Raw genomic sequence first — 20,532 nt, 5'->3', positions numbered from 1 at the left:
GTTACACCGTCCGGATTCGGGGGTTGATGGCCAGGTAGAGCAGGTCAACAACGATGTTGACGAGGACAAAGGCGACGGCGATGGTGAGCACCGCGCCCTGCACGAGGTTGGTGTCCGACGTCGTCAGGCCCACCACAATGAGGTCTCCCATGCCGTTGAGGCTGAAGATTTTTTCGATGACGACGGCGCCGCCGAGCAGGTAGCCCACGCGGAGCCCCAGCACGGTGACGGGGGTGACGAGCGCGTTGCGCAGCACGTTTCGGGCTACCACGGTGCGGTAGGGGACGCCGTTGCCGATGGCGGTACGGACGTAGTCACGGTCCAGTTCCTCCACCATGGAGGTGCGCACCACGCGGATCAGGGACGCGGAGACCGGGATGCCCAGGGCCAGGGCCGGCAGGGCCATTGAATAGAGCCAGCCGACGAAGCCGTACTGGTCTGCCCAGGCGAGGCCGCCGGTGGGGAAGATCGAGCCTTCGGGAAGGGCAAACCACTGGATCAGCAGGATGGCCAGCCAGAAGGAGGGGGTGGCGATCGCGGCGATGGAGAAGATGCGGATAACCTGGTCCGGCCAGCGGTCGCGGTACAGGGCCGCGGTGATGCCGAGCGTCAGGGCCAGCACCACGGCGAGCAGGATGCCCAGGAAGGTCAGCTGCAGGGTGACCGGGAACGCGGTGGCAATCTTGGTGGCCACGGATTCCTCAGGCGGGTTGGTCACGCCGAAGTCCAGCCGGAGAACACCGCTGAGATAGCGGAAGAACTGGACCAGCAGGGAGTCATTCAGGCCGCGTTCCTCACGCCAGGCCTCCTTGGCATCTTCGCTGGCGTTCTCGCCCAGGACGGCGGTGGCGCGGTCTGCGGGAATCACGGACAGCACCAGGAAGACCATGACGGTGACGCCCAGGAGCATGATCGGCAGGACAGCAAGCCGGCGCCCTAGCAGGCGGATAAACATTGTCACTCAAGTACTCCAATGCGGGGGAATAAAGCAGGCGGGGCGCCCGGGAGCGCCCCGCCGAGTGCGAGCTGTTTCCAGCAGTTACTTGCGGCCGACGCCGACGAAGGAGACGCCGGTGGTGGGCAGCGGCGCGAAGCCGTCCAGTGTATTGGCATCCCATGCGGTGGGCAGCTTGCGGTGGAACAGCGGGTAGAGCGGGACTTCTTCGGAGACGATGTCCACCACGTCGGCGTGGATGGCCTTGGCCTTGTCCTCGTCCAGCTTTACGGCCTCGTCCAGCTTGGCCTGCACGTCTGCGTACTCCGATGTGGTGTTCCAGCCGGCGCGGTTTTCCATCCAGGTGGCTCCGCGGTAGAACCAGCTGAGCAGGATGTCACCGTCATTGCCGAAGACCGAGGGATCGCCCGGGGCGCAGAGGACGTCGAAGTTCTTGCCGCCCACCTTTTCCGGAGCATAGACGGCTGCGGACTGCAGGATCTCCAGCGTGGTGGTGACGCCGATTGCGTCCCAGTACTCCTTGATCAGCGGGACCACGCGGGTCACCCAGCCGGTGTCGGTAGAGGTGAGGGTGACGGTGATGTTCGCCATCCCGGCTTCCTTCAGCAGCGACTTGGCCTTCTCGGCGTCGTAGCCGTAAACGGCGGCGGCTTCGCTGTAGGACGGGTGGCCCTTCTGGAAGTAGGAGGTGGCCGCGGTGGCGTTGCCCAGCAGCGCCTTGGTGATTACGGCATCGGTGTCGATTGCGTAGTGCAGGGCCTGGCGGACGCGCTTGTCCGTGAACTTGGCGCAGTTGAACATCAGGAACAGCAGGCCGAAGGACTGGACGGATTCAACCTCAACCTTGGTGGCCAGCTGGTCCACGTCCAGGTAGGGCACGTCCTCGATGGCCTGGGCGCGGGACGGAACCGCGGCAACGCGGGCGGCCGGGTCGGCCAGCAGCAGCCAGGTCATGTCCGCGACCCGTGCCGGGTACTTGCCGTTGTAGTCATCGAACTTCTTGAAGACGATGCGGTCTTCCTTCACGGCAGAGACCAGGCTGTAGGGGCCGGAACCGACGGGCTTCAGGTCGAAGCCGGCGGGATCTGCCGTGACCACGGACTTCGGCACAATCTTGATGACGGAGATGCGCGGACTGAAGCCGGGGAAGGGGTACTTGAGCTTGAACTCCACGGTTGACTCGTCCTTGGCGGTGACGGAGTCGATGAAGGGGATGAAGCCGGCGAACAGGGACTTGTTCGCCGGATCCAGCACACGCTCGAAGGAGAACACCACGTCTTCGGTCGTGACCGGATTCCCGTTGTGGAACTTCGCGCCGTCGCGGAGCTTCACTTCCCAGGTGGTGTCATCGATCTTCGAGGGCTCCGCCGCGGCCAGCGCGAGGTACGGTTCGCGGGTAGCGGGGTGGAGCTCGGTCAGGCCCTCGAAGATGTGCAGGTTTGCCGCCTGCGGCGTTGCGCCCGTTGAAATCATCGGGTCGAAGCCGGTGGAGAGCTGGTAGGAGATACCTGCCTCGATGGAGCCTGTGCCCTCGGCTGCGGCAGCGCTGCCGGCCGGGGCGGGGCTGCCGCCGGGACTGCAGGCGGAAATCGAGCCTGCGAAAGCGGCAGCGGCACCCATGACGCCAGCCAGCTTGAGGAAATTGCGGCGGCTTGAATCGTTCAGCAGGCCGCTGGTTTCAAGAGAATTGTTCATCTGTTGCCTCGCCATCCATGTCACTTATCGGACGTAGGATGTCCGATGCTTGTTGCGAGAACTGTAAGGTTCCTCACATGGGAACGTCAAGCGAATACCTGACACTCATTCCGAAGGGATGTCCTAAAGATAGGACATCCTATAACCTGTGGTGCTATCGGCTAAGTTGTATCCCATAGCCCGTCCATTCGCCGTCCGAGGAGGACTAATGAGCCTGCCCCATGCTTCACTGCCGCCGGCGCGGTTCAGTGCCCAGAACCGATCCCGGGCCCTGCAGGCTGAAATCATGGAGCTCATCCTCGAGCGTGACCTGAAGGCCGGAGACGCGCTCCCCACGGAGGCCGAGCTGGCCGCAGCCCTGGGGATCGGACGCAACACCCTCCGCGAAGCACTCAAGGTGCTGCAGGCACTGGGTGTTGTGGAGATCCGGCACGGATTTGGAATGTTCGTTGCACCGGCCAACTTTGACGCACTGGCGGACGGCCTGACCTTCCGGGGGCGGCTGTCCCTGCGGCATGAGGGCAAGGAAGCACTCCAGCTCGTGGACGTGCGGCAGGCCCTGGAAGCGGGCCTCATCGGCGAAGCCATGGATCTCTGGACCCCTGAGCACCTGGCGGAAATCGAAGCCACCGTCCGGGAAATGGAAACCGCGGCAGCCGGCGGAAACACGTTCACCGAGGTGGATGAGCGTTTCCACTACCAGCTCTTCGAACCCCTGGGCAACGAACTGCTCTCCAACCTGATGTCTGTCTTCTGGCAGGTCTACCGCAAGATCCACCTGGAGCTGGGCGGAGATCCGCTGGTCAACCTGGAGGAGAATGCCGCAGTGCACCGCGGCATCCTGGAAGCGGTCAAGTCGGGGGACAAGGAACTGGCTTCCGAGCGTCTCCGCCGGCACTTTGACGGCATCCGGGCACAGCTGGCAAAGCTGCGTGAGGCATGAGGGCCGGCACCATGAACCGTTCCGCCGCTCCGCTGGTACGGGAACTGCAGCCCGGGGAAATCGGCCCGGCCGCCGCAGGACTGGTGCTGGATGCGCTGGCCGCGCGCCGGGATCCGGTCATTGGCGTAGCCACCGGCTCATCGCCCTCTCCGCTCTACGCCGCGCTGTCCGCCAGCGGCGCAGACTTTAGCCGTGCCGCCTGGTTTGCCCTGGATGAGTACGTGGGCCTGCCCGTCGGCCATCCGCAGAGCTATGCCGAGGTACTGCGCCGCGAGATCATCGAACCGCTCAGGCTGGACCCGCAGGCCGTGCATCTTCCGGATCCGCACCGGAAGGACCTCCAGAAGGCCTGTGACGAGTACGAGCGCAGCATTGCGGCAGCCGGGGGAATCGACCTGCAGATCCTGGGCATTGGCCGCAACGGACACCTCGCGTTCAATGAACCCGGCGGGGCACTGGACTCGCGCACCCGGGTCGAGATTCTTACCGAGGACACCCGCCGTGCCAACCAGCGGTTCTTCGACTCCCTGGACAGCGTGCCGACCCGCTGCCTGACGCAGGGACTGGGCACCATCCTTGACGCGGGGCAGCTGCTGCTTATCGCCCGGGGCCAAGACAAGGCCGAGGCCCTGCGCGCAGCACTGCGGGGACCCGTGAGCCCGGAGTGCCCCGCGTCCGTCCTGCAGCTGCATGGCCGGGTCACTGTCCTGGCCGACCCCGCAGCCGCGTCCCTCCTCTAGCAAAAGGCCATCCCCATGACGGACACGAGTCCTGCCCCGTCCTCCACCGGACGTCCGCGCCTCGTCCTGCGCGGTGCCGCCGTCCTCGAGACGCTGCTGCCTGACGCGGCAGTGGTGGTCGACGGCGGCGTGGTCACATACGCCGGTCCGTTCAGCGGCCTGACACCCACACCTGATGACGGCGTCGTTGACCTCGCCGCCGGAGAGGTGATGGTTCCGGGACTGGTGGACCTGCACTGCCACGGAGCCTACGGCGTCGACTTTTCCCGTGCTGATGCCTCCTCGATCCGCGAGGCTGTAGCCGGACTGCATCGTGCCGGGAGCACCACCGTCATGGCGAGCCTGGTCACCGACGAACCGGAAGTCCTGCTGCGGCAGATGTCGGTGCTGGCCGGGCTGGCCGAGGACGGCCACATAGCGGGCATCCACCTGGAAGGTCCGTTCCTCTCCGAAGTCCGCTGCGGGGCCCAGGACCCGCGCTGGCTGCTGGCGCCGGACCTGGAACTCGCGCAGGAGCTCATCGACGCCGGACGCGGCTGGCTGCGCACCATGACCTATGCACCGGAGCTTCCGGGAGCTGCCGCGCTGGTGGAGCTGCTGGCCGGGAACGGGGTGACCCCCTCCCTGGGGCATACCGCGTGCACAGCGGAACAGGCGCACGAATCTTTGGGCAGGGCGAGGCAACTGATGGCGGCAGCCGGGCCATCCGGTGGCCGGCCCACCGTCACCCATCTGTTCAACGGCATGGATCCGATCCACCACCGTGCGCCGGGAGCTGCTTCGGCCTGCCTGCGCGCCGCGGAGGCGGGCCATGCCGCCGTCGAGCTCATTGCCGATAACGCGCACCTGGACGCCTACATGGTGGCAACCATGTTCGATCTGCTCGGAGCCGGAAACATTGCCCTAGTCACCGATTCGATGGCTGCGGCGGGTCTGGCTGACGGCCAGTACCGGCTGGGGCCTGCCGAAGTCCTCGTCCAGGGCGGGATCGCCCGCCTGATGACCACCGGATCGATTGCCGGCGGCACCGCGGCCATGGCGGACCTTGTCCGGAATGCCGTGGGGGCCGGGGTTTCCCTGGCTGATGCCGTGACCTCCGCATCGGCCGTGCCGGCCGGAGTGCTGGGCCGCGGGCAGGAGCTGGGCTCACTGCTTCCCGGAGCCTTCGCTGATCTCCTGGTGCTGGACGAGGCCCTGGTGCCTGTCCGGGTGATGCGCCGGGGCAGCTGGCTTTAGCTGCCGTGCCTTCCCGGGCGGCTAGCTCAGCCGTTCGGTGAGGCGGACGGTGACCGTGTCTCCGATGTCCTTGCCCAGCTTCTTGCGCAGCTTGGCGCTGATGGAAAGCATGTGACCGCCCTGGCCGGTGGGCATCAGCCCGCCGCGGATCGGTTCCTCATCCACGGTCGCTGCCACCTTCACGGTCTTTCCGGTCCCGAAGAACTCCGCGGATCCCGGCATTTCAACACAGGACCAGACATCACCTTTGACCTTCACCCCAATCGGGGCGGTGAAGGTGTGGTCTAGCGGGCCCGGGACTGTCGCCATGCGTGATCTCCTGTTCAGGGCCGGCGTCGCTGCCGGTCCGTTCACCCTATCCGTTTCGGGGATGGAGAGGAACGGTGTGCCGGGTTAACGCCGGCGGCCCGGAGGGGTGCCTAAAGCACCAGCCTGCCGGGCCGCCGTCGTACGTTTTGCTACTTCTTCGCCGGAACCAGTTCCGGGTGGTGGATGGCTGCGACCTGCGGGTGGGCGCGGAGCCAGCCCTTCAGGACGTTGGCGCCGTAGGAGGCCAGCATCGGGTTCTGCGGATCATCGGAGATGCCGCGGGACTCAGCGGCCAGGGCCGGAGGAAGCTGCACCGGATCGATGACCGAATCCAGGCGCGGGGACCAGAAGAACGGGATGGCGTAGCGGTCCACGCCGGGCGGCGGAGCCTGCACCCGGTGGATGGTTGCGGAGAGGTAGCCCTGGGTGGCAACTTCGAGCATCTCGCCCAGGTTGACCACCAGTGCGCCGGGGATCGGCTCAACCGGGAGCCATTCGTCGGACTCGTGCGGCTTGACCTCCAGGCCGCCCACCTCGTCCTGCAGCAGCAGGGTGACAAAACCGTAGTCGGCGTGGGAGCCAACACCCTGGGTGCCGGCTTCCTTCACGACGCCGCCCACGTAGTGGATGAGCTTGGCCATCCAGGCGGGGGTGCCTTCGAACGGCTCGGCGAAGTGGTCCTCCGGCAGCTCCAGGGACACGGAGATCGCGGCGAGGAGTTCGGCGCCTACCTCGCTCATGAGTGCGGCCCACTCCATGGACGTCTCACGCAGTTCCGGCAGCACGGTGTCCGGGAAGAGGTTGGGTCCCTGCACCAGCCAGTACGGCTGGTCTGCGGGGTAATCCGTCACGGGTTCACGCTCGGGGCCGAAGTCGACCTGCTCGCGGGCGTCGGGACGGCCCTGGGTCAGCTCGGTTCCCAGGCGGGTGTAGCCGCGGAAGTGCGGTGACTTGCGGTTGTCCAGCTCCAGGCGGTCTTCGAGCGGGAGGTCGAAGAAGCGCTTGGTGACATCGAAGAGGTCCTTGACGCGTTCCTCGCCTGCACCGTAGCCGACCAGCTGGAAGAACCCGATCTTGTGGGTGGCTTTCCGCAGTTTGTCGATGAATTCGGTGTTGAAGGTGCCGTCCGCGTTGCGGGCCGTGCTGAGGTCCAGGACAGGGATCGATGTGGGGTTATCGCTCATTCCGGAAACGTAGCACCGGGGCCTGTCAACCGGGAACCAAATGTTACGCAACATAGCGTCATTCGTCTCTGACTAGGTGTTTTGCCGTGTTGCTGGTGGGGCAGAGCGTAATAAACGCGGTTTCCCGTTGCCTGCGGGTCCTACACCACGGCCGAGTCGTCCACGGCCTCCCCGGCGGCCATCTGCGTCCACCGGCACAGGAACGCCTCTCCGGCGTCGTCGTGGATGAGTTCTCCGGCGGTGAGCACCGGATACGGCTTGGCCGGCACGCCGTCGGCCGGGCGGACATCCACATGCGCGACGTCGTAGCCCAGGGCATGGAGCTCATCGGCCATCGCGTAGTCGGTCCGGGAATCACCCACCGTCCGCCAGGTCCGCGGGACGGGAGTCCCGGCGTCCTGGAGAAGTGTCAGTGCGCGCCGGGCGCCGAGGTCCTTGCCGGCGCCGAGGGCTTCGATATCAGTGGAGATGATGGTGGGGTCGATCCGGTAGTCGACCGAATCGTCGGAGCCGGGTGCGTGGTGGTCAAGGCGGCACACGCCCATGTCGAACCGGGACATCAGCTCCAGCGCATCGGCGTCGAACTCCTTCTGCTCGGCCAGGTAGTCCGCATTGGCCACGTCCACGTTCTGCTCCACGGAGACCATGGAGCGCTTGGTCTCATCGAAGAACATGTGCCCGGTGTACTTCTCCGCCACCAGGTCCCGGATCGCGGAGGCGTACGACGCCGGCAGGGCCAGTTCCCCGTCCACGCTCACCTCGCCGGCACCGGACCCGGAAAAGGAAAACCAGACGCCGCCCTTCTCGCAGACCGCATGCAGGGTCACGTCCGCAGGCAGCCCGGCGGCAATCATGGGTTCCATGACCTGGGTGCGGATGAATTCGTCCGAACGGCCGGTGTTGAACACCACCGGCCAGCCCGCCGCGGCAAGGGCAACCAGGTGGCCGATCACCGCGGGAGAGACGGTCCGGGTCAGCGGGGACGCCACCGGTCCGTCGACGTCGAGCAGCAGGCCAAAACGCGCAGAAGTCATGCTTAAGTATCCCCGGACCAGCGCGGAGACCATATCCGGCCCCGATCGGCGTAACTATGCGGCTGCTGCCGGGGAGTCCTGTTTCCTTGGATGCGGAACTTCTCTAGTCTGGTTGAGTGATCTTCAAAGCTGTTGGCGATGTGCGCCCCTACCCCGACCACGGATACGTAACACCCAAGGACTGGGCAGCGGTACCTCCCCGGCAGGTCCGGCTGGACGAACTGGTGACCACAAAGGCCACCCTGGACCTCGGCGCTCTGCTGGCCGAGGACTCGACCTTCTTTGGAGACCTTTTCCCGCACGTAGTGCAATGGAGGGGCACCATGTACCTGGAAGACGGACTGCACCGAGCGGTCAGGACAGCTTTGCACCAGCGGACCATACTGCACGCCCGCGTGCTGGTCATCGATGACTAACGAGCCCCCTCGAGGGCAGCGCAGGGACGCCGGGAGCGACCCCACCGAGTGGCACGGCCACCGGATTGTGACGGAGCAGGACCTGGGAGCCGTCTTCGATGAAGACGGCGATCCGGCGGCCGAACTCCGGGCCAGGCGCAAGCGCAAATTCCATGGCGTGGTGCTGGGCGCGCTGATTGGGCTGCTGGTCCTTGCGGCTGTGGTTGCCCAGGGCATCAGCGCCGGGTGGATCAACCTTCCCCGGTCGGATGCCCGTCCGGCAGTGGAAACCGGGTGCCCGGCGGGACCGTACCTGTACCAGTCGCCGGAGACGGTGACGGTAAACGTCTACAACACAACCGCCACCCCCGGCCTGGCAGGCGAAGTGGCGGAGGCCCTCAAGAACCGCGGATTCTCCATCGGAGTGGTGGGCAACAGTACGGTGAACCGTGAAGGAATGACGGCCATCATCCTGTCCGGGCCCGACGGCGAGCCGGGTGCATTCACGCTGCAGCAGCAGATCCCGGATACCCAGTACATCCAGGACGACCGGGACGATGCGTCCGTGGACGTTGTCATCGGCTCGGGCTACAACAACCTGGTTCCGGTGGAGAAAGCCGAGGCCGCCGCACCCGGGCCGATCAGCTGCCCGTGGAAGAGCGGCCAGCCGTCCGAAGGCGCGGAAGCCGGGAGCTAGCCGGCTGAGGTAATCGGTTCGTGGCTGAGCCCGAATCTATGTGACTGCCTGCGTGTCAAAAACCGGTGGCTCTGCATGACCCGCGTCTAGAGTGGGGGTTGAGTGTCCTGCCGAGCCCGGGAGGTCTGTTGCGAAGCGACGACGGACGCAGCGTCCTTTCCCGTGTGGTGGGGATTCTGCGATCTTTTGGAGAAGGAAACGAAGCCCTCAGTGCGAGTGAAATCAGCCGCCTGGCAGGGCTCCCCATGTCGACGTGCCATCGAATACTCTCTGCACTGGTGGAGCAGCGTTTGCTGGAAAAGAGCCCGGAGGGGCGCTACCACGTTGGGCTCGTCCTGTGGGAAATGGCGTCGTACGCGCCGCGGTCAGTCGGCGTGCAGCGTTTGGCCCTGCCCTTCATGCGTGACCTGTCAACGATCACCCAATACCCCGTCCATCTTGCAGTCCGGGAAGGGTCGGAGAGTGTATTCATCGAAAGGCTCGCGCCGGCAGATTCTCCGTTTGACCGGCCTCGGGTAGGAAGCCGGTACCCGCTCCACGTCACGTCCGTTGGGCTTGTTCTGCTTGCCAACGCGCCGGCTGCCGTCCAGGACGGTTTCCTCAGCGGCTCGCTGCGGACGTATACGCCGTTGACTGAGACGGACCCGGTCAGGCTCAGGAAAAGACTCGCCGGGATCCGCACCCAGGGATTTGCGGTCAGTGACCGGCAGGTCGTCCTGGATGCCATCTCAGTCGCGGCGCCCATCCGTGACTGGACCGGTACCGTTGTGGCCGCCATCTCCGTGAACACCCCGCTGGGGCGGCTGCATGAGCAGTCCGCGGCGCACGCGGTCCAGACAGCGGCGCTCGGCATCACCCGGTCCTGGCAGCAGTCCGTCAGTTCGTCATGAACGAACGAATAGTGACGCAGATCTCATTCAGCGGGAAGTGACTAGGGGCGTCTGCCAGGGGTTGAGAGAGTGTCTCCAACGGTTTTCCACCGAAAGAGGAGACAACGATGTTCCCCACGAATGCACAGACCCAACGTCCGCCCATCAACCGCCGGGGCTTCCTGACAGGCGCGCTGGGCGTGGCCACGCTCGGGGCCTTCAGCAGCACGATCGTCAGCTGCGGCAGCTCAACGGCACCCGCCGCCACCGGCGGACTAAAGGACTTCACATACCTGAGCTACCTCCCCATGGAGACGCTTTCCGTAGCGCCCGAACTGCTTGCGGATGCGGGAGGGTATTTCGCTGAGCAGGGTCTCAAAGTGACATTCCAAACGACCAAAGGGTCTCCCCAGGCCCTTCAGACGTTGATCTCCGGAGTTGCTCCCCTGACGCGCGTCGGAGCAATCGACCTCATGACCGCAGCTGCTGACGGACAGCCGCTGGTCAACGTGGGCAGCATCGTTCGCGGTTCCTCCATCCGAACCCTGTACAGCAAAGACCACCCGTTGGAGAAGCCGGAGGATTTTCTCGGCACCACCATGGGTGTCCCCTCGGAAGGCGGCACCAGTGACAAGTCACTGTCACTGATGCTGCATAAGGCCGGCTTCGATCCCAGTGAGGTCAAGAGGCAGGTGGTTGGCCTCGGTCCGGGAACATTCGAACTGGTCAAGCGCGGAGACATCGTCGGCTACATGGTCAGCATTGACCAGTCGATTGTGGCCAGCCAGCAGTTTGAGGGTGAGGCCGCGGTGTTCGACGCCGGGGACTCCGTCCGTGCAGATGCCCAGGTCTATACGGCCACCAAGGAAGGCCTCGAAGAGCACGGGGACGATATCCGGAAGTACCTGGCAGCCATACACGACGCCACGCAGGCGATCGTGGACGACGAAGAGCTCGACGGCGTGCTGGAAACGATGCGATCCAAGTACTCCTTCGCCTCGCTCGACGACGACACGGTTGCCAAGGAATCGCTCCGCCAGAGCCGCAGCCTCTGGACAGCCAAGGGTACCCAGCCGCTCCTGCAAACGGTGGAGGAGTACTGGGTCGAGGGCTATGAAGAGCTTGTCGACGCGGGGATGATCCCAGCCGGCAGCGACCCGAAGCAGTGGATGGACAACAGCTACCTCCCGGCCAGCAAGTAACGCCGGGATTGAGGAATGACCATGCACGTTGACAGCACCCTGGCCTCGCTCCCCGCAGCGGAGGGCGACGGCCGGCCGGTGGAGATCCGCATTGAAGGTCTCCATAAGACATACAAGACCGAACGCGGCTCAGTGGAAGCCCTGTCCAATATCAACCTTGAAATCCGCCGCAGGGAGTTCGTGTCACTGATCGGACGCTCAGGCTGCGGCAAGACCACCCTGCTGCGGATCATGGCGGGACTGGTGGCGCCGACGGCAGGACAGGTTGAGATAGGGGACAAGAGCCTCTGGCACAACGGAACGGTCGATTCCAGCGTGATCAAGCGCCTCGGCGTCGTTTTCCAGGATGCCAACCTGTTTCCCTGGTACAGCATCGAGGAAAACATTGCCCTTCCGCTGAAACTGCGGGGGGTCAAGAAGCGGGAACGGCTGGAAAGGGCCGGGGAACTGGCTGAACTGGTGGGGCTGGACAAATTCCTGCGCAGTTATCCGCGTGAGCTGTCCGGCGGTATGCGGCAGCGTGCCGCGATCGCCCGCGCCCTCAGCGACAACCCCGAGCTGCTGCTCATGGACGAGCCATTCGGTGCCCTCGATGCGCTGACCCGGGAAAAGATGAACCTCGAGATCCAGCGGATCGCCCTGGCCACCCAGGCAACGGTGGTCTTCGTAACGCATGACATCGAGGAGGCCGTGTTCCTCGGCGACCGCGTCGTCCACCTCACCCCTCGGCCAGGCCGGATCAAGGACATCGCAGACGTGCCGCTGGCCCGGCCGCGCGCAGTGGAAGTCCAGACCGGCAAGGAGTTCAACACCGTAGTGGCGGAGCTTCGCGCTTCCCTGAACCAGGAGGACGAACAGTGAACCGCCGCAAACTCATCAAGGTACTGCCCTGGATCACGACACCCGGGCTGCTGGTGGTCCTCTTCGTGGTCTGGGAGCTGTCAGTCAAGGCCTTGGACGTCTCGCCGCTCGTGCTCCCGCCGCCCAGCCAGGTCTTCGAAAACCTCGGCGACCTCCTGGTGCAGGCCAGTACCTGGCAGCACGTCCGGATCACCGTCATCGAGATTGTGATCGGGTTCTCGGTCGGCGTTGCCGCCGGCATTATCGTCGGCGTCCTGCTCGGCAAGCTTCCACTGCTGGAAGCCAGCGTGCGTCCCCTGATCATTGCACTGGAGGTCATTCCCAAGGTTGCGCTGATTCCGCTCTTCGTCATCTGGTTCGGATTCGGCATGACCACCAAGGTCATCATTGCCGCGCTCCTGGCCTTCTTCCCCGTGATGCTGAACGTCCTGCTCGGCGTCCGCTCCGTAGACCGCGGCCACCGTGACGTCATGCAGTCCATCAACGCCAACCGCTGGCAGACCTTCACCCACCTGGAAATCAAAAGCATGATGCCCCACGTGTTCGCGGGAATGGAAACGGCGATTGTCCTGGCAGTGATCGGAACAATTGTTGGCGAATATCTCGGCGGCAACGAAGGCCTGGGCTACATGGTTGTCAGGACTTTGAACGAACTCAACGCACCTGCACTCTTCGCCGTCATCCTGATGCTTGCTTCCGTCGGCCTGGCCATGTACTTCATCGTCACATCCTTCAAACGCCTGGCGATCCCCTGGCACGAGTCGGTTTACGGGCGGAAGGCGGAGGGCTAAATGGAACTGCGCAGCAACTTTCCGGTCGGAAGTCCACGGTGGGCCACCCGGCGCACCCAGTGGAAGGTGCTTGGCCTCACCGATGAGGACCTGACCAAACCCAAGATCGCCGTCGTCAACTCGTCGTCGAAACTAGCCCCCTGCTTCAGCCACCTGGATGACATTGCGGACCGGGTCTGCGAGGCGGTTCGAGAAGCAGGCGGCGTGGCGTTCGAGATCCGGACGGTCGCGCCCACCGACTTCATCATGGCGGCCGGGGGTAAAGGCGGTTACGTGCTCTCCAGCCGGGACCTGCTGGCCAACGACGTCGAAGCGGCCGTTGAGGGCGCCATGCTGGACGGCATGATCTGCCTGGCCTCGTGCGACAAGACCACGCCGGGGCAGCTCATGGCAGCAGGCCGGATCAATGTGCCCACCATCGTTATCCCCTGCGGTTACCAGCCCTGCGGCGTACTCGACAGCGGCGAGCCGGCAGACATCGAGGAAGTCTTTATTCAAGCCGGGCACGTGGCCACCGGCGGGATCACCGTCGAGGATCTGTGCTCGATCAGCGACCGCGCGATCAAGGGACCGGGCGTGTGCACGGGCATGGGTACCGCCAACACCATGCACATCGTCGCGGAGGCCCTGGGCATGACCCTGCCCGGTGCTGCGCCGGTTGCGGCCAACAGCCCCAAGATGTGGGACAACGCGGCACGCTCTGCCACAGCGATCCTGGACGCTGTCCGGCATGGGCGCACGCCCCGCTCGATCATGACGGCGGGTGCTTTCCGCAACGCGGCCGCCGCCGTACTCGCCGTCAGCGGTTCCATCAACAGCGTCAAGCACCTCCAGGCGATCGCGGTTGAAACCGGGGTGGACGTGGACATCAATGGTCTCTTCACCGAACTGGCCGAACACGTCCGGCCGCTGGCAGCGGTCCGTCCGAGCGGGCCGGACAGCATCGAGGACTTTGAAGGTGCCGGCGGTGCCCGTGCCGTGCTCACGCAGCTGAAGCCAGTGCTGGACCTGCATGCCACCACCATCACCGGTGAATCGCTGAACCAGGCCCTGGAGGGCTTCGAGGTCCCCGACCCGGAGCTGATCAGGCCGCTGGACAACCCGCGCGGAGTGCAGGCGACTATTCAGATCCTGCGCGGATCCCTGGCACCCGAAGGGTCAATCGTCAAGCTCTCGGCTACCGAAAAACGCGATGACCGGTTCGCCGGACCGGCGCGGGTCTTCGAAGAAGCCGCAGCAGCCATCTCCGCGATCGAGACGGGCGCAGTCCTGCCCGGGGAGGTCCTGGTGCTGCGCGGGGTCGGTCCGGTGGGCACCCCGGGGATGGGCATGGCCTCCAACGTGGTCTTCGCGCTCAATGGCGCGGGACTGACCGGCAAGGTCGCCGTGCTCACTGACGGCCAGCTGTCCGGCCTCGTGAACCAGGGAATCGTCGTCGGGGAGGTCAAACCTGAAGGCGGGGTGGACGGCCCGCTGCGGCTTGTGCGCGACGGCGACCGGGTCGCCATCGATATCCCGGCCAGGACAGTGGACCTCGACGTTCCCGCCGGCGAACTCGACCATCGCCGGACGGAATCCGCGGCTCCCCGCTCCGGCGGGCAGACGAGGGGTTGGCTCGGGCTCTATGCCCGCAACGTCTCGCCGCTGGAACACGGGGCCACCCTAAGCCGCTAGTGCGGCTTCCACAGATGATAAGGATTTTCATGCCTCACCCACTGACTGAAGTAAAGATTCGCACTCTCACAAAACCGCCGCACGCGCCGGCCGAAGAACTGTCCGCGGACCTGTGCGTCGTCGGTGCCGGTATTGCCGGCATCTCCGCCGCGCTGACGGCGGCCAGGCTGGGACGAAGGGTAGTGATCGTTGACGCCCTGCCCGTTCTCGGCGGCCAGTGCGCCAATTCGCTGATCGGGCTGTTTTGCGGGGTTTTCGGCAACGGACCCGAATACCGGCAGCTCACCCACGGCATCTTCGATCCAATGTTCGAAGACCTGGCACGGACCGGCGACATTTCCTACAACTACCGGCACACCATCACCGTGAACTATGACGAGAACGCCGTCGGACGCTGGATGGAAACCCAGATCGACCGGGCCGGGGTCATTCCGGTGACCGGGGCATCCATCCTGGACGTGGAGAACGACGGCGGTCACCTGCGCGCCGTCGTTTTCGCCACCAGATACGGGCTGATCCGGGTCAGTGCGGACTCTTTCATAGATGCGAGCGGTGACGCGGCGCTGACCTGGGAAGCAGGTTTGGAATGCCGGGTACCTGAACGGACCATCTGGGGGTCCCAGCAGGTCCGGCTGGAAAACCTGGATCCTGTGCACGCTCCTCCGGCTGACGAACTGACCAACCGGGTAGCCGAGAAGGCAGACGAGTACGGATTGCTCCGGCGCGACGGACTTGCCTTCTTCTTCCCGGGGCGGGATACCGCCGTCATGAACATGACCCACGTGGAAGCTCCGCTGCAGGTGATCGAAGCTTCCGCTGCCCAGCTGCGCGGCAAGGAACAGGCGGACAGGGTGGTCGACTTCCTGCGGGCCGAGTTCCCCGACGCGTTCGGACGGGCCACAGTCCGCCTTTATGGCTTCCCGGGGCGCCGGCAGACCAGGTGGATTGCAGGAGAGCACCAGCTCACCACTGATGAGGTGAAGACCGGCTTCCGTTTCGAGGATGCGGTGGCGCGTACCGCCTGGCCGATCGAGCTGCATGACCGGCCGGAGGGATACGTGTGGGACGTCTTTGATTCCGAGCACGTCCACTATGTGCCCTTGGGCAGTATCACTCCGCGCGGTGCGGTGAACCTGCTCGCCGCAGGACGCTGCGTTGACGGCGATGCTGCGGCCCTGTCCAGTGTGCGGGTGATGGGCCCCTGCGCGGCAATGGGTGAGGCGGCTGCCCATGCCCTCGACCTTGCCGACGGCGGACCGGTTTCCGAGATCAACCTGGCCGACCTGCGTGAACGCATTCGGGTCAACATCGGCGAGGACGAAACAGCAGGCGGACAACCCGGAAGGGAGCAGGTTCTTGCAACTGACCGATGATGACAAGGCGATGCGTGACGGCCGGGACGGTTCCGCCGTCGCAGCCGCCATGGACCTGCTGATCCGCTACGGGGAAGGACTCGGTGCTGAGCGCCTGTGCAGCGTGCGCAACGTGGCCGGGACATCCACCCAGCCCACTCCGGCCAAGAACAAAATCGCCGCCGAGGGCGGTTGGAACAAGGCCTATGCCGTCATCAACCTGGACTGCGATGAGGACATCGAGATTCCGAAGATGCGTGTTCCCACCTGCCAGTTACAGCACGGCTTCAGCGCCGACGCACTCAACATCACGCCCTACAGCCCGCATTTGGTGGAACTGCAGGCAGACGCGGAATCCTTCGCGAGTGACCGGGGCATCAACATCCTGGCGACCTGTACCCCCTACCAGGTGGGCAACCTGCCGGTCCGCGGCGAACACATTGCCTGGATGGAGTCCTCAGCGGTTGTCTACGCCAACTCGGTGATCGGCGCGAAGTCCAACTGCGAAGGGACGACCTCCACCGGCGCAGCCGGTCTCACAGGGCGGATCCCGTACTGGGGAAACCACCTCGACGCGAACCGGAAGGGCACTCACCTCATCAGGTCCGATGTGAGGATCGATTCCTTCCTGGACTGGGGCCTGTTCGGATACTTCACCGGGGACGTGGTGCAGGAAGAGCGTCCGGTCCTGACCGGGAACCTGGGATTACCGTCGTTGAACGATTTGAAGCATCTGGGCGCGGCACTGGCCACCAGCGGAGGCGTGGAGATCTTCCACCTGCCCGGCGTCACACCGGAGGCGCCCACCGTCAATGATGCCTTCGGACATGCCACTGTCCCGGAAGCCGTTGCCTATACGGAGGCCGACCGGCAGGCCGCCTACGCTTCGCTGAACAGCCAGGGCGACTCCGAAGACGTGGACTTCATCCTGCTCGGCTGCCCCCATGCCTCCCTTGAGCAGATAGCCCAGATTGCCTCGCTGCTTGAGGGCAGGAAACTGAACCCGAACACCGAGCTGTGGGTGATGACGCCGCGCGCCCTGCGCGCCGTGGCCGACCGGAATGGATACTCCGCGGTGATTGAACGTGCCGGGGGACGGCTGCTCACGGATTCGTGTCCTGCCATGTCACGGGTTGCGCCGGAAGGAACCAGGGTCTTCGCTACGGACAGCGCAAAACAGGCGCACTACCTGCCGGCAATCCTGGGCATCGAAGCGTGGTTTGGAACTACGGAGGACTGTGTCCGGGCGGCCCTGACAGGCAAGTGGAACGGGGTCCTGCAGTGAGCATCCCGGATCAGGACACGGCACCGCAGGCGGCTGCGGCAGCACCCGGCGGGGCGACGGAAAGCGGAAACCACGTTGTACTGCGGGGACGTGGAATCGTCCCCGGGAAGACGCGGGGCTTGGCTCTTGTTTCGCCTGCCACTATTTCCGGTTGGGGCGGGATCGACCCGGCTACAGGCACCATCATCGAGCGGCGCCATCCCCTCTGCGGGGTGTCATTCGCGGGCAGGGTCCTGGTCTTCCCAGGCGCCAAGGGCTCATCCGGATGGTCCGGATTCTTTCAAAGCACCCGGCTTCTTGGTGCGGCCCCGGCGGCCATGGTTTTCAGCAAGATGAGCACGAAGGCCGTGCTTGGCGCCGTCGTCACCAGGGTTCCAACGGTCAGTGAGCTGGACGAGGATCCCGTACAGGTCATTCGGACAGGTGACCTCGTTGAGGTGGACGCCTACTCCGGAACGGTGACTATCCTGCAGCGGGCAGCCGAACTCCCTGGAACCTGGGGAGGTTCCCTGGAGTTCGGCTTCCAACCGGGTAAGTGAGGAAGCCGGGAGCTGGCTAGCAGCCGCTGCCGTCGACGGCGCAGGCTCCGCTTTCGGCGGCGATGGGCTGCAGCGGCTGCCTGCTTTCTGCCCAGGCCTGGGAGAGCGCCTGGGTGAATACCTCTTCGGGCTGCGCTCCGGAAATGCCGTACTTTCGGTCCAGCACGAAGAACGGGACGCCGCTGACGCCCAGGGCCCGGGCCTCGGCGATGTCCGCGTTCACTGAATCGGTGTACTCGCTCCCTGCCAGGACGCTGCGCACTGCTTCGGGATCCAGCCCGGCCTCTGCACCAATCCCGGCCAGCACATCGTGGCTGGAAATGTCCCGGCCCTGCTCGAAGTGGGCGGCGAGGAGCGCTTCCTTCACCCCGGCAGCAGCTTCGGCGCCGCGCCGGTCATGGGCAAGGTGAATGAGGCGGTGCGCGGTGAAAGTGTTTGCGACCTTGAGCTCATCGAACCGGTAGCTCAGGCCAACACCGGCAGCCTGGGCGGTGACGTGGTCCAGCATCCCGGAAACCTGGGCCGGGTCCATGCCCTTGACCTTGCTGAGGTACTCGACTTCCGTGCCCTCGAAACGCTCGGGCAGCGTGGGGTCCAGCTGGTAGCTGCGCCAGCGGACTTCCACCTCCGGAGCGTGCTCGAAGCGGGACAGGGCAGCCTCAAACCGCCGCTTGCCAATGAAACACCAGGGGCATCCGATATCGGACCAGATTTCTACCAACACATCCGTCGGCAACAACTGCCCCGGGGATTTCTATTCCCCGGGGGCCGGACGCACCGTTCCGTGCGGCCGGTTCGTGTGGAATGATCCCGGACATGAAACTCACCAGGCAGACACTCGTCATCGATGCTCCGGACCTCAGTGTTGAAAGCACGTTCTGGGCGTCGCTGCTCGGTGGAACGGCCATCGAGCAGGACGATGACTGGCACAGCGTTCAGGTAGATGGGCAAAAGGTCCTCGCCATCCAGCTGGCACCGGACCACGTCCGGCCGCAATGGCCGGACGGCCAGCCGCAGCAGATGCACCTGGACCTCCACGTGGAAGACCTGGCCTCGGCGCATGCCGAAGCGCTGTCCCTGGGGGCGGAGCTGCTGCAGGCTTCCGAGGACACCACGGCGCCCACCGGCTTCCAGGTCTACGCGGATCCGGCAGGACACCCGTTCTGCCTGTGCTGGGGCGAGGGCTAGCTGCGCCCGCCGGCCTCCGCCGTCGTGCTTTCCGGTGTTCCGGTTTCATCCGCGAGCACCGCGCGCTCCCTGCCGTTGCCGCGGACCCAGATGCGGTAGGCGGCGAAGAGGAAGCCGATCCAGACGACGCCCACCACCAGCGCCACGCGGGTGTCCGGCATGACGCCCAGCAGCACCACAATGAAGATCATGAAGGCCAGCGCCGCGTAGGAGGCAACAGGCCAGAACGGCACACCGAATTCCGACGCCGGCATGCCCTTGCGCGAAATCTCCCGCTTCATCGCGATGTGGGAGAGCAGGATCATCAGCCATACCCACACAGTGGCGAACGTGGCGATGGAGGCGATAAGCAGGAACAGGGACTCGGGCAGCACTGCGTTCAGTACGACGCCGACGAGCAGGACGGCGGCCATGACGGCTACCGTCATCCACGGCACGCCCCGGCGGGAAATCCTGGCGAAGGCTGCAGGTGCCTGGCCCTGCTGGGCGAGGGAGAACATCATGCGGCCGGCGCCGAAGGTGTCCGAGTTGATCGCTGAGAGGGCCGCCGTGATCACCACGGCGTTGAGGATGTGCGCTGCGGCGGGAATGCCCAGCGAGTCGAAGATCTGCACGAACGGGCTGGTTTCGCCGTCGATCTGCTCCCACGGGAAGATCATCATGAGCACGGACAGCGCACCCACGTAGAAGAGCAGGATGCGCACCGGCACGGTGTTCACCGCCGCGGGGATGGCCTTTTTGGGGTTCTCCGCTTCACCGGCGGTGATGCCGATGGTTTCAATACCGCCAAAGGCGAACATCACCACGGCGAAGGAGGCCAGCAGGCCCCAGAAGCCGTTGGCGAAGAAGCCGCCGGAGCCCAGCAGGGTTTCCAGGCCGGGATTGGCTGCGTCCTCCAGGCCGAAGCCGAAGACGATGATGGCAGCGCCGCCGGTAATCATGGCAATGATGGCGCTGACCTTGATGATGGAGAGCCAGAACTCGGTTTCCCCAAACACCTTCACCCGCATCAGGTTCAGCGCGGCAATAAAGAGCACGACGGCGAGGATCCAGATCCAGCGCGGCACGTCCGGGAACCAGAAGCCCATGTAGATGCCAAAGGCCGTCACATCCGCGATCGCCACGATCGCCATTTCGAAGGCGAACGTCCAGCCGGTGATGAACCCGGCGAAGGGGCCGAGGTAGCGGCTGGCGTACTGCCCAAAGGAACCGGAGACCGGATGCCGGACGGCCATCTCGCCCAGTGCCCGCATCACCAGGAAGACTGCCGCGCCGCCAATGATGTAGGCGAGGAGCACGGCCGGTCCGGCCGCCTGGATGGCTGCCGCGGAGCCGTAGAAGAGTCCGGTGCCAATTGCGGAGCCGAGGGCCATGAAACGGATGTGCCGGACGTTCAGTCCGCGGGCCAGGGCGTGGCCGAAGGAAGACATGGAAAAACACCTTGAGCTGGGGGATGAGCCGCAACAGCGGCCAATCAATGGTACGCCTCCCGGCCGGGACCGGCGTCGATACGTGGTGCTCCCCACAGATGCGCGGCCCCGGGCACATGGAAGCGGGGCCGGACGCTTTCGCATCCGGCCCCG

The 20,532-nt window shown here is 65.0% G+C and carries 21 protein-coding genes; 14 read left to right on the top strand and 7 right to left on the bottom strand.

Features of this window, described 5'->3' with window-relative positions; translation table 11 throughout:
* Window position 1 precedes the first annotated feature (1 nt).
* Together GD628_RS13590 and GD628_RS13585 are read right to left on the bottom strand one after the other, a co-directional pair.
* Window positions 2-955 (bottom strand): ABC transporter permease, encoded by a 954-nt coding sequence (locus GD628_RS13590; protein ID WP_400504985.1) that lies wholly within the window; start codon window positions 953-955, stop codon window positions 2-4.
* Window positions 956-1,039: 84 nt separating this feature from the next.
* Complete coding sequence (locus tag GD628_RS13585) at window positions 1,040-2,650, bottom strand: ABC transporter substrate-binding protein (protein ID WP_193313281.1); 1,611 nt, start codon at window positions 2,648-2,650, stop codon at window positions 1,040-1,042.
* Between the two features lie 208 nt (window positions 2,651-2,858).
* Here GD628_RS13585 and GD628_RS13580 point away from each other — a divergent pair, with 208 nt between their 5' ends.
* From GD628_RS13580 to GD628_RS13570, 3 genes are read left to right on the top strand one after another with little or no spacing between them, the layout of a single operon-like run.
* Entirely contained in the window at window positions 2,859-3,593 is a 735-nt protein-coding gene (locus GD628_RS13580) for a FadR/GntR family transcriptional regulator (protein ID WP_152275080.1), read from the top strand.
* An 11-nt stretch (window positions 3,594-3,604) separates the two neighbouring features.
* On the top strand, window positions 3,605-4,333 hold the full coding sequence (locus tag GD628_RS13575) for a glucosamine-6-phosphate deaminase (protein ID WP_152275079.1): 729 nt from the start codon (window positions 3,605-3,607) through the stop codon (window positions 4,331-4,333).
* A 15-nt stretch (window positions 4,334-4,348) separates the two neighbouring features.
* Entirely contained in the window at window positions 4,349-5,569 is a 1,221-nt protein-coding gene (locus tag GD628_RS13570; protein WP_152275078.1) for an N-acetylglucosamine-6-phosphate deacetylase, read from the top strand.
* 21 nt (window positions 5,570-5,590) lie between these two features.
* On the opposite strand, the gene GD628_RS13565 is transcribed toward GD628_RS13570, so the two are convergent.
* The 3 genes from GD628_RS13565 to GD628_RS13555 all read right to left on the bottom strand — a co-directional run bounded on the left by GD628_RS13565 (window position 5,591) and on the right by GD628_RS13555 (window position 8,096).
* Window positions 5,591-5,878 (bottom strand): DUF1905 domain-containing protein, encoded by a 288-nt coding sequence (locus GD628_RS13565; RefSeq protein ID WP_091608401.1) that lies wholly within the window; start codon window positions 5,876-5,878, stop codon window positions 5,591-5,593.
* 149 nt (window positions 5,879-6,027) lie between these two features.
* Window positions 6,028-7,062, bottom strand: coding sequence for an isopenicillin N synthase family dioxygenase (locus GD628_RS13560; RefSeq protein ID WP_152275077.1), 1,035 nt, complete (start codon window positions 7,060-7,062; stop codon window positions 6,028-6,030).
* Window positions 7,063-7,202: 140 nt separating this feature from the next.
* On the bottom strand, window positions 7,203-8,096 hold the full coding sequence (locus GD628_RS13555) for a Cof-type HAD-IIB family hydrolase (protein ID WP_226802556.1): 894 nt from the start codon (window positions 8,094-8,096) through the stop codon (window positions 7,203-7,205).
* A 116-nt stretch (window positions 8,097-8,212) separates the two neighbouring features.
* On the opposite strand from GD628_RS13555, the gene GD628_RS13550 reads away from it, so the two are divergent.
* From GD628_RS13550 to GD628_RS13505, 10 genes are all read left to right on the top strand, one after another.
* Entirely contained in the window at window positions 8,213-8,512 is a 300-nt protein-coding gene (locus tag GD628_RS13550; RefSeq protein WP_066299736.1) for a type II toxin-antitoxin system VapB family antitoxin, read from the top strand.
* Window positions 8,505-9,188, top strand: coding sequence for a LytR C-terminal domain-containing protein (locus GD628_RS13545; RefSeq protein ID WP_091608392.1), 684 nt, complete (start codon window positions 8,505-8,507; stop codon window positions 9,186-9,188). Before GD628_RS13550 ends, GD628_RS13545 begins: the two co-directional genes overlap by 8 nt.
* 65 nt (window positions 9,189-9,253) lie before the next feature.
* Complete coding sequence (locus GD628_RS13540) at window positions 9,254-10,078, top strand: IclR family transcriptional regulator (RefSeq protein WP_226802555.1); 825 nt, start codon at window positions 9,254-9,256, stop codon at window positions 10,076-10,078.
* Window positions 10,079-10,185: 107 nt separating this feature from the next.
* Window positions 10,186-11,259 (top strand): ABC transporter substrate-binding protein, encoded by a 1,074-nt coding sequence (locus GD628_RS13535; RefSeq protein WP_152275075.1) that lies wholly within the window; start codon window positions 10,186-10,188, stop codon window positions 11,257-11,259.
* A 21-nt stretch (window positions 11,260-11,280) separates the two neighbouring features.
* Complete coding sequence (locus GD628_RS13530) at window positions 11,281-12,120, top strand: ABC transporter ATP-binding protein (RefSeq protein WP_091608386.1); 840 nt, start codon at window positions 11,281-11,283, stop codon at window positions 12,118-12,120.
* Window positions 12,117-12,911, top strand: a complete 795-nt coding sequence (locus GD628_RS13525; RefSeq protein ID WP_091608383.1) for an ABC transporter permease — start codon at window positions 12,117-12,119, stop codon at window positions 12,909-12,911. The genes GD628_RS13530 and GD628_RS13525 overlap by 4 nt, the downstream gene beginning before the upstream one ends.
* Window positions 12,912-14,585 carry a dihydroxy-acid dehydratase domain-containing protein gene (locus GD628_RS13520; RefSeq protein WP_152275074.1) on the top strand — a complete coding sequence of 558 codons (1,674 nt, stop codon included), beginning with the start codon at window positions 12,912-12,914 and terminating at the stop codon, window positions 14,583-14,585.
* A gap of 29 nt (window positions 14,586-14,614) precedes the next feature.
* Window positions 14,615-15,958, top strand: coding sequence for an FAD-dependent oxidoreductase (locus tag GD628_RS13515; protein WP_152275073.1), 1,344 nt, complete (start codon window positions 14,615-14,617; stop codon window positions 15,956-15,958).
* Window positions 15,942-17,222 (top strand): aconitase X, encoded by a 1,281-nt coding sequence (locus tag GD628_RS13510; RefSeq protein WP_152275072.1) that lies wholly within the window; start codon window positions 15,942-15,944, stop codon window positions 17,220-17,222. Before GD628_RS13515 ends, GD628_RS13510 begins: the two co-directional genes overlap by 17 nt.
* Complete coding sequence (locus tag GD628_RS13505) at window positions 17,153-17,761, top strand: aconitase X swivel domain-containing protein (protein WP_338083425.1); 609 nt, start codon at window positions 17,153-17,155, stop codon at window positions 17,759-17,761. The genes GD628_RS13510 and GD628_RS13505 overlap by 70 nt, the downstream gene beginning before the upstream one ends.
* Before the next feature lie 16 nt (window positions 17,762-17,777).
* On the opposite strand, the gene GD628_RS13500 is transcribed toward GD628_RS13505, so the two are convergent.
* Window positions 17,778-18,485 carry a DsbA family oxidoreductase gene (locus GD628_RS13500; RefSeq protein WP_152275071.1) on the bottom strand — a complete coding sequence of 236 codons (708 nt, stop codon included), beginning with the start codon at window positions 18,483-18,485 and terminating at the stop codon, window positions 17,778-17,780.
* A 92-nt stretch (window positions 18,486-18,577) separates the two neighbouring features.
* Between GD628_RS13500 and GD628_RS13495 the strand changes: the two genes are divergently transcribed.
* On the top strand, window positions 18,578-18,949 hold the full coding sequence (locus GD628_RS13495) for a VOC family protein (protein ID WP_152275070.1): 372 nt from the start codon (window positions 18,578-18,580) through the stop codon (window positions 18,947-18,949).
* Here the strand turns inward: GD628_RS13495 and GD628_RS13490 are convergent.
* Window positions 18,946-20,379 carry an amino acid permease gene (locus tag GD628_RS13490; RefSeq protein ID WP_152275069.1) on the bottom strand — a complete coding sequence of 478 codons (1,434 nt, stop codon included), beginning with the start codon at window positions 20,377-20,379 and terminating at the stop codon, window positions 18,946-18,948. The genes GD628_RS13495 and GD628_RS13490 overlap by 4 nt on opposite strands.
* Window positions 20,380-20,532 lie beyond the last annotated feature (153 nt).

This window comes from Arthrobacter koreensis, from assembly GCF_009193255.1.
GTDB lineage: Bacteria > Actinomycetota > Actinomycetes > Actinomycetales > Micrococcaceae > Arthrobacter_B > Arthrobacter_B koreensis.
This window is presented reverse-complemented; position numbering and strand designations above follow the sequence as displayed.

Excerpts from the sequence above, each read along its gene's own strand:
- GD628_RS13590 (WP_400504985.1), bottom strand. The coding sequence starts at position 955 with ATGTTTATCCGCCTGCTAGGGCGCCGGCTTGCTGTCCTGCCGATCATG.
- GD628_RS13585 (WP_193313281.1), bottom strand. The coding sequence starts at position 2,650 with ATGAACAATTCTCTTGAAACCAGCGGCCTGCTGAACGATTCAAGCCGC.
- GD628_RS13580 (WP_152275080.1), top strand. The coding sequence starts at position 2,859 with ATGAGCCTGCCCCATGCTTCACTGCCGCCGGCGCGGTTCAGTGCCCAG.
- GD628_RS13575 (WP_152275079.1), top strand. The coding sequence starts at position 3,605 with ATGAACCGTTCCGCCGCTCCGCTGGTACGGGAACTGCAGCCCGGGGAA.
- GD628_RS13570 (WP_152275078.1), top strand. The coding sequence starts at position 4,349 with ATGACGGACACGAGTCCTGCCCCGTCCTCCACCGGACGTCCGCGCCTC.
- GD628_RS13565 (WP_091608401.1), bottom strand. The coding sequence starts at position 5,878 with ATGGCGACAGTCCCGGGCCCGCTAGACCACACCTTCACCGCCCCGATT.
- GD628_RS13560 (WP_152275077.1), bottom strand. The coding sequence starts at position 7,062 with ATGAGCGATAACCCCACATCGATCCCTGTCCTGGACCTCAGCACGGCC.
- GD628_RS13555 (WP_226802556.1), bottom strand. The coding sequence starts at position 8,096 with ATGACTTCTGCGCGTTTTGGCCTGCTGCTCGACGTCGACGGACCGGTG.
- GD628_RS13545 (WP_091608392.1), top strand. The coding sequence starts at position 8,505 with ATGACTAACGAGCCCCCTCGAGGGCAGCGCAGGGACGCCGGGAGCGAC.
- GD628_RS13535 (WP_152275075.1), top strand. The coding sequence starts at position 10,186 with ATGTTCCCCACGAATGCACAGACCCAACGTCCGCCCATCAACCGCCGG.
- GD628_RS13530 (WP_091608386.1), top strand. The coding sequence starts at position 11,281 with ATGCACGTTGACAGCACCCTGGCCTCGCTCCCCGCAGCGGAGGGCGAC.
- GD628_RS13520 (WP_152275074.1), top strand. The coding sequence starts at position 12,912 with ATGGAACTGCGCAGCAACTTTCCGGTCGGAAGTCCACGGTGGGCCACC.
- GD628_RS13515 (WP_152275073.1), top strand. The coding sequence starts at position 14,615 with ATGCCTCACCCACTGACTGAAGTAAAGATTCGCACTCTCACAAAACCG.
- GD628_RS13495 (WP_152275070.1), top strand. The coding sequence starts at position 18,578 with ATGAAACTCACCAGGCAGACACTCGTCATCGATGCTCCGGACCTCAGT.
- GD628_RS13490 (WP_152275069.1), bottom strand. The coding sequence starts at position 20,379 with ATGTCTTCCTTCGGCCACGCCCTGGCCCGCGGACTGAACGTCCGGCAC.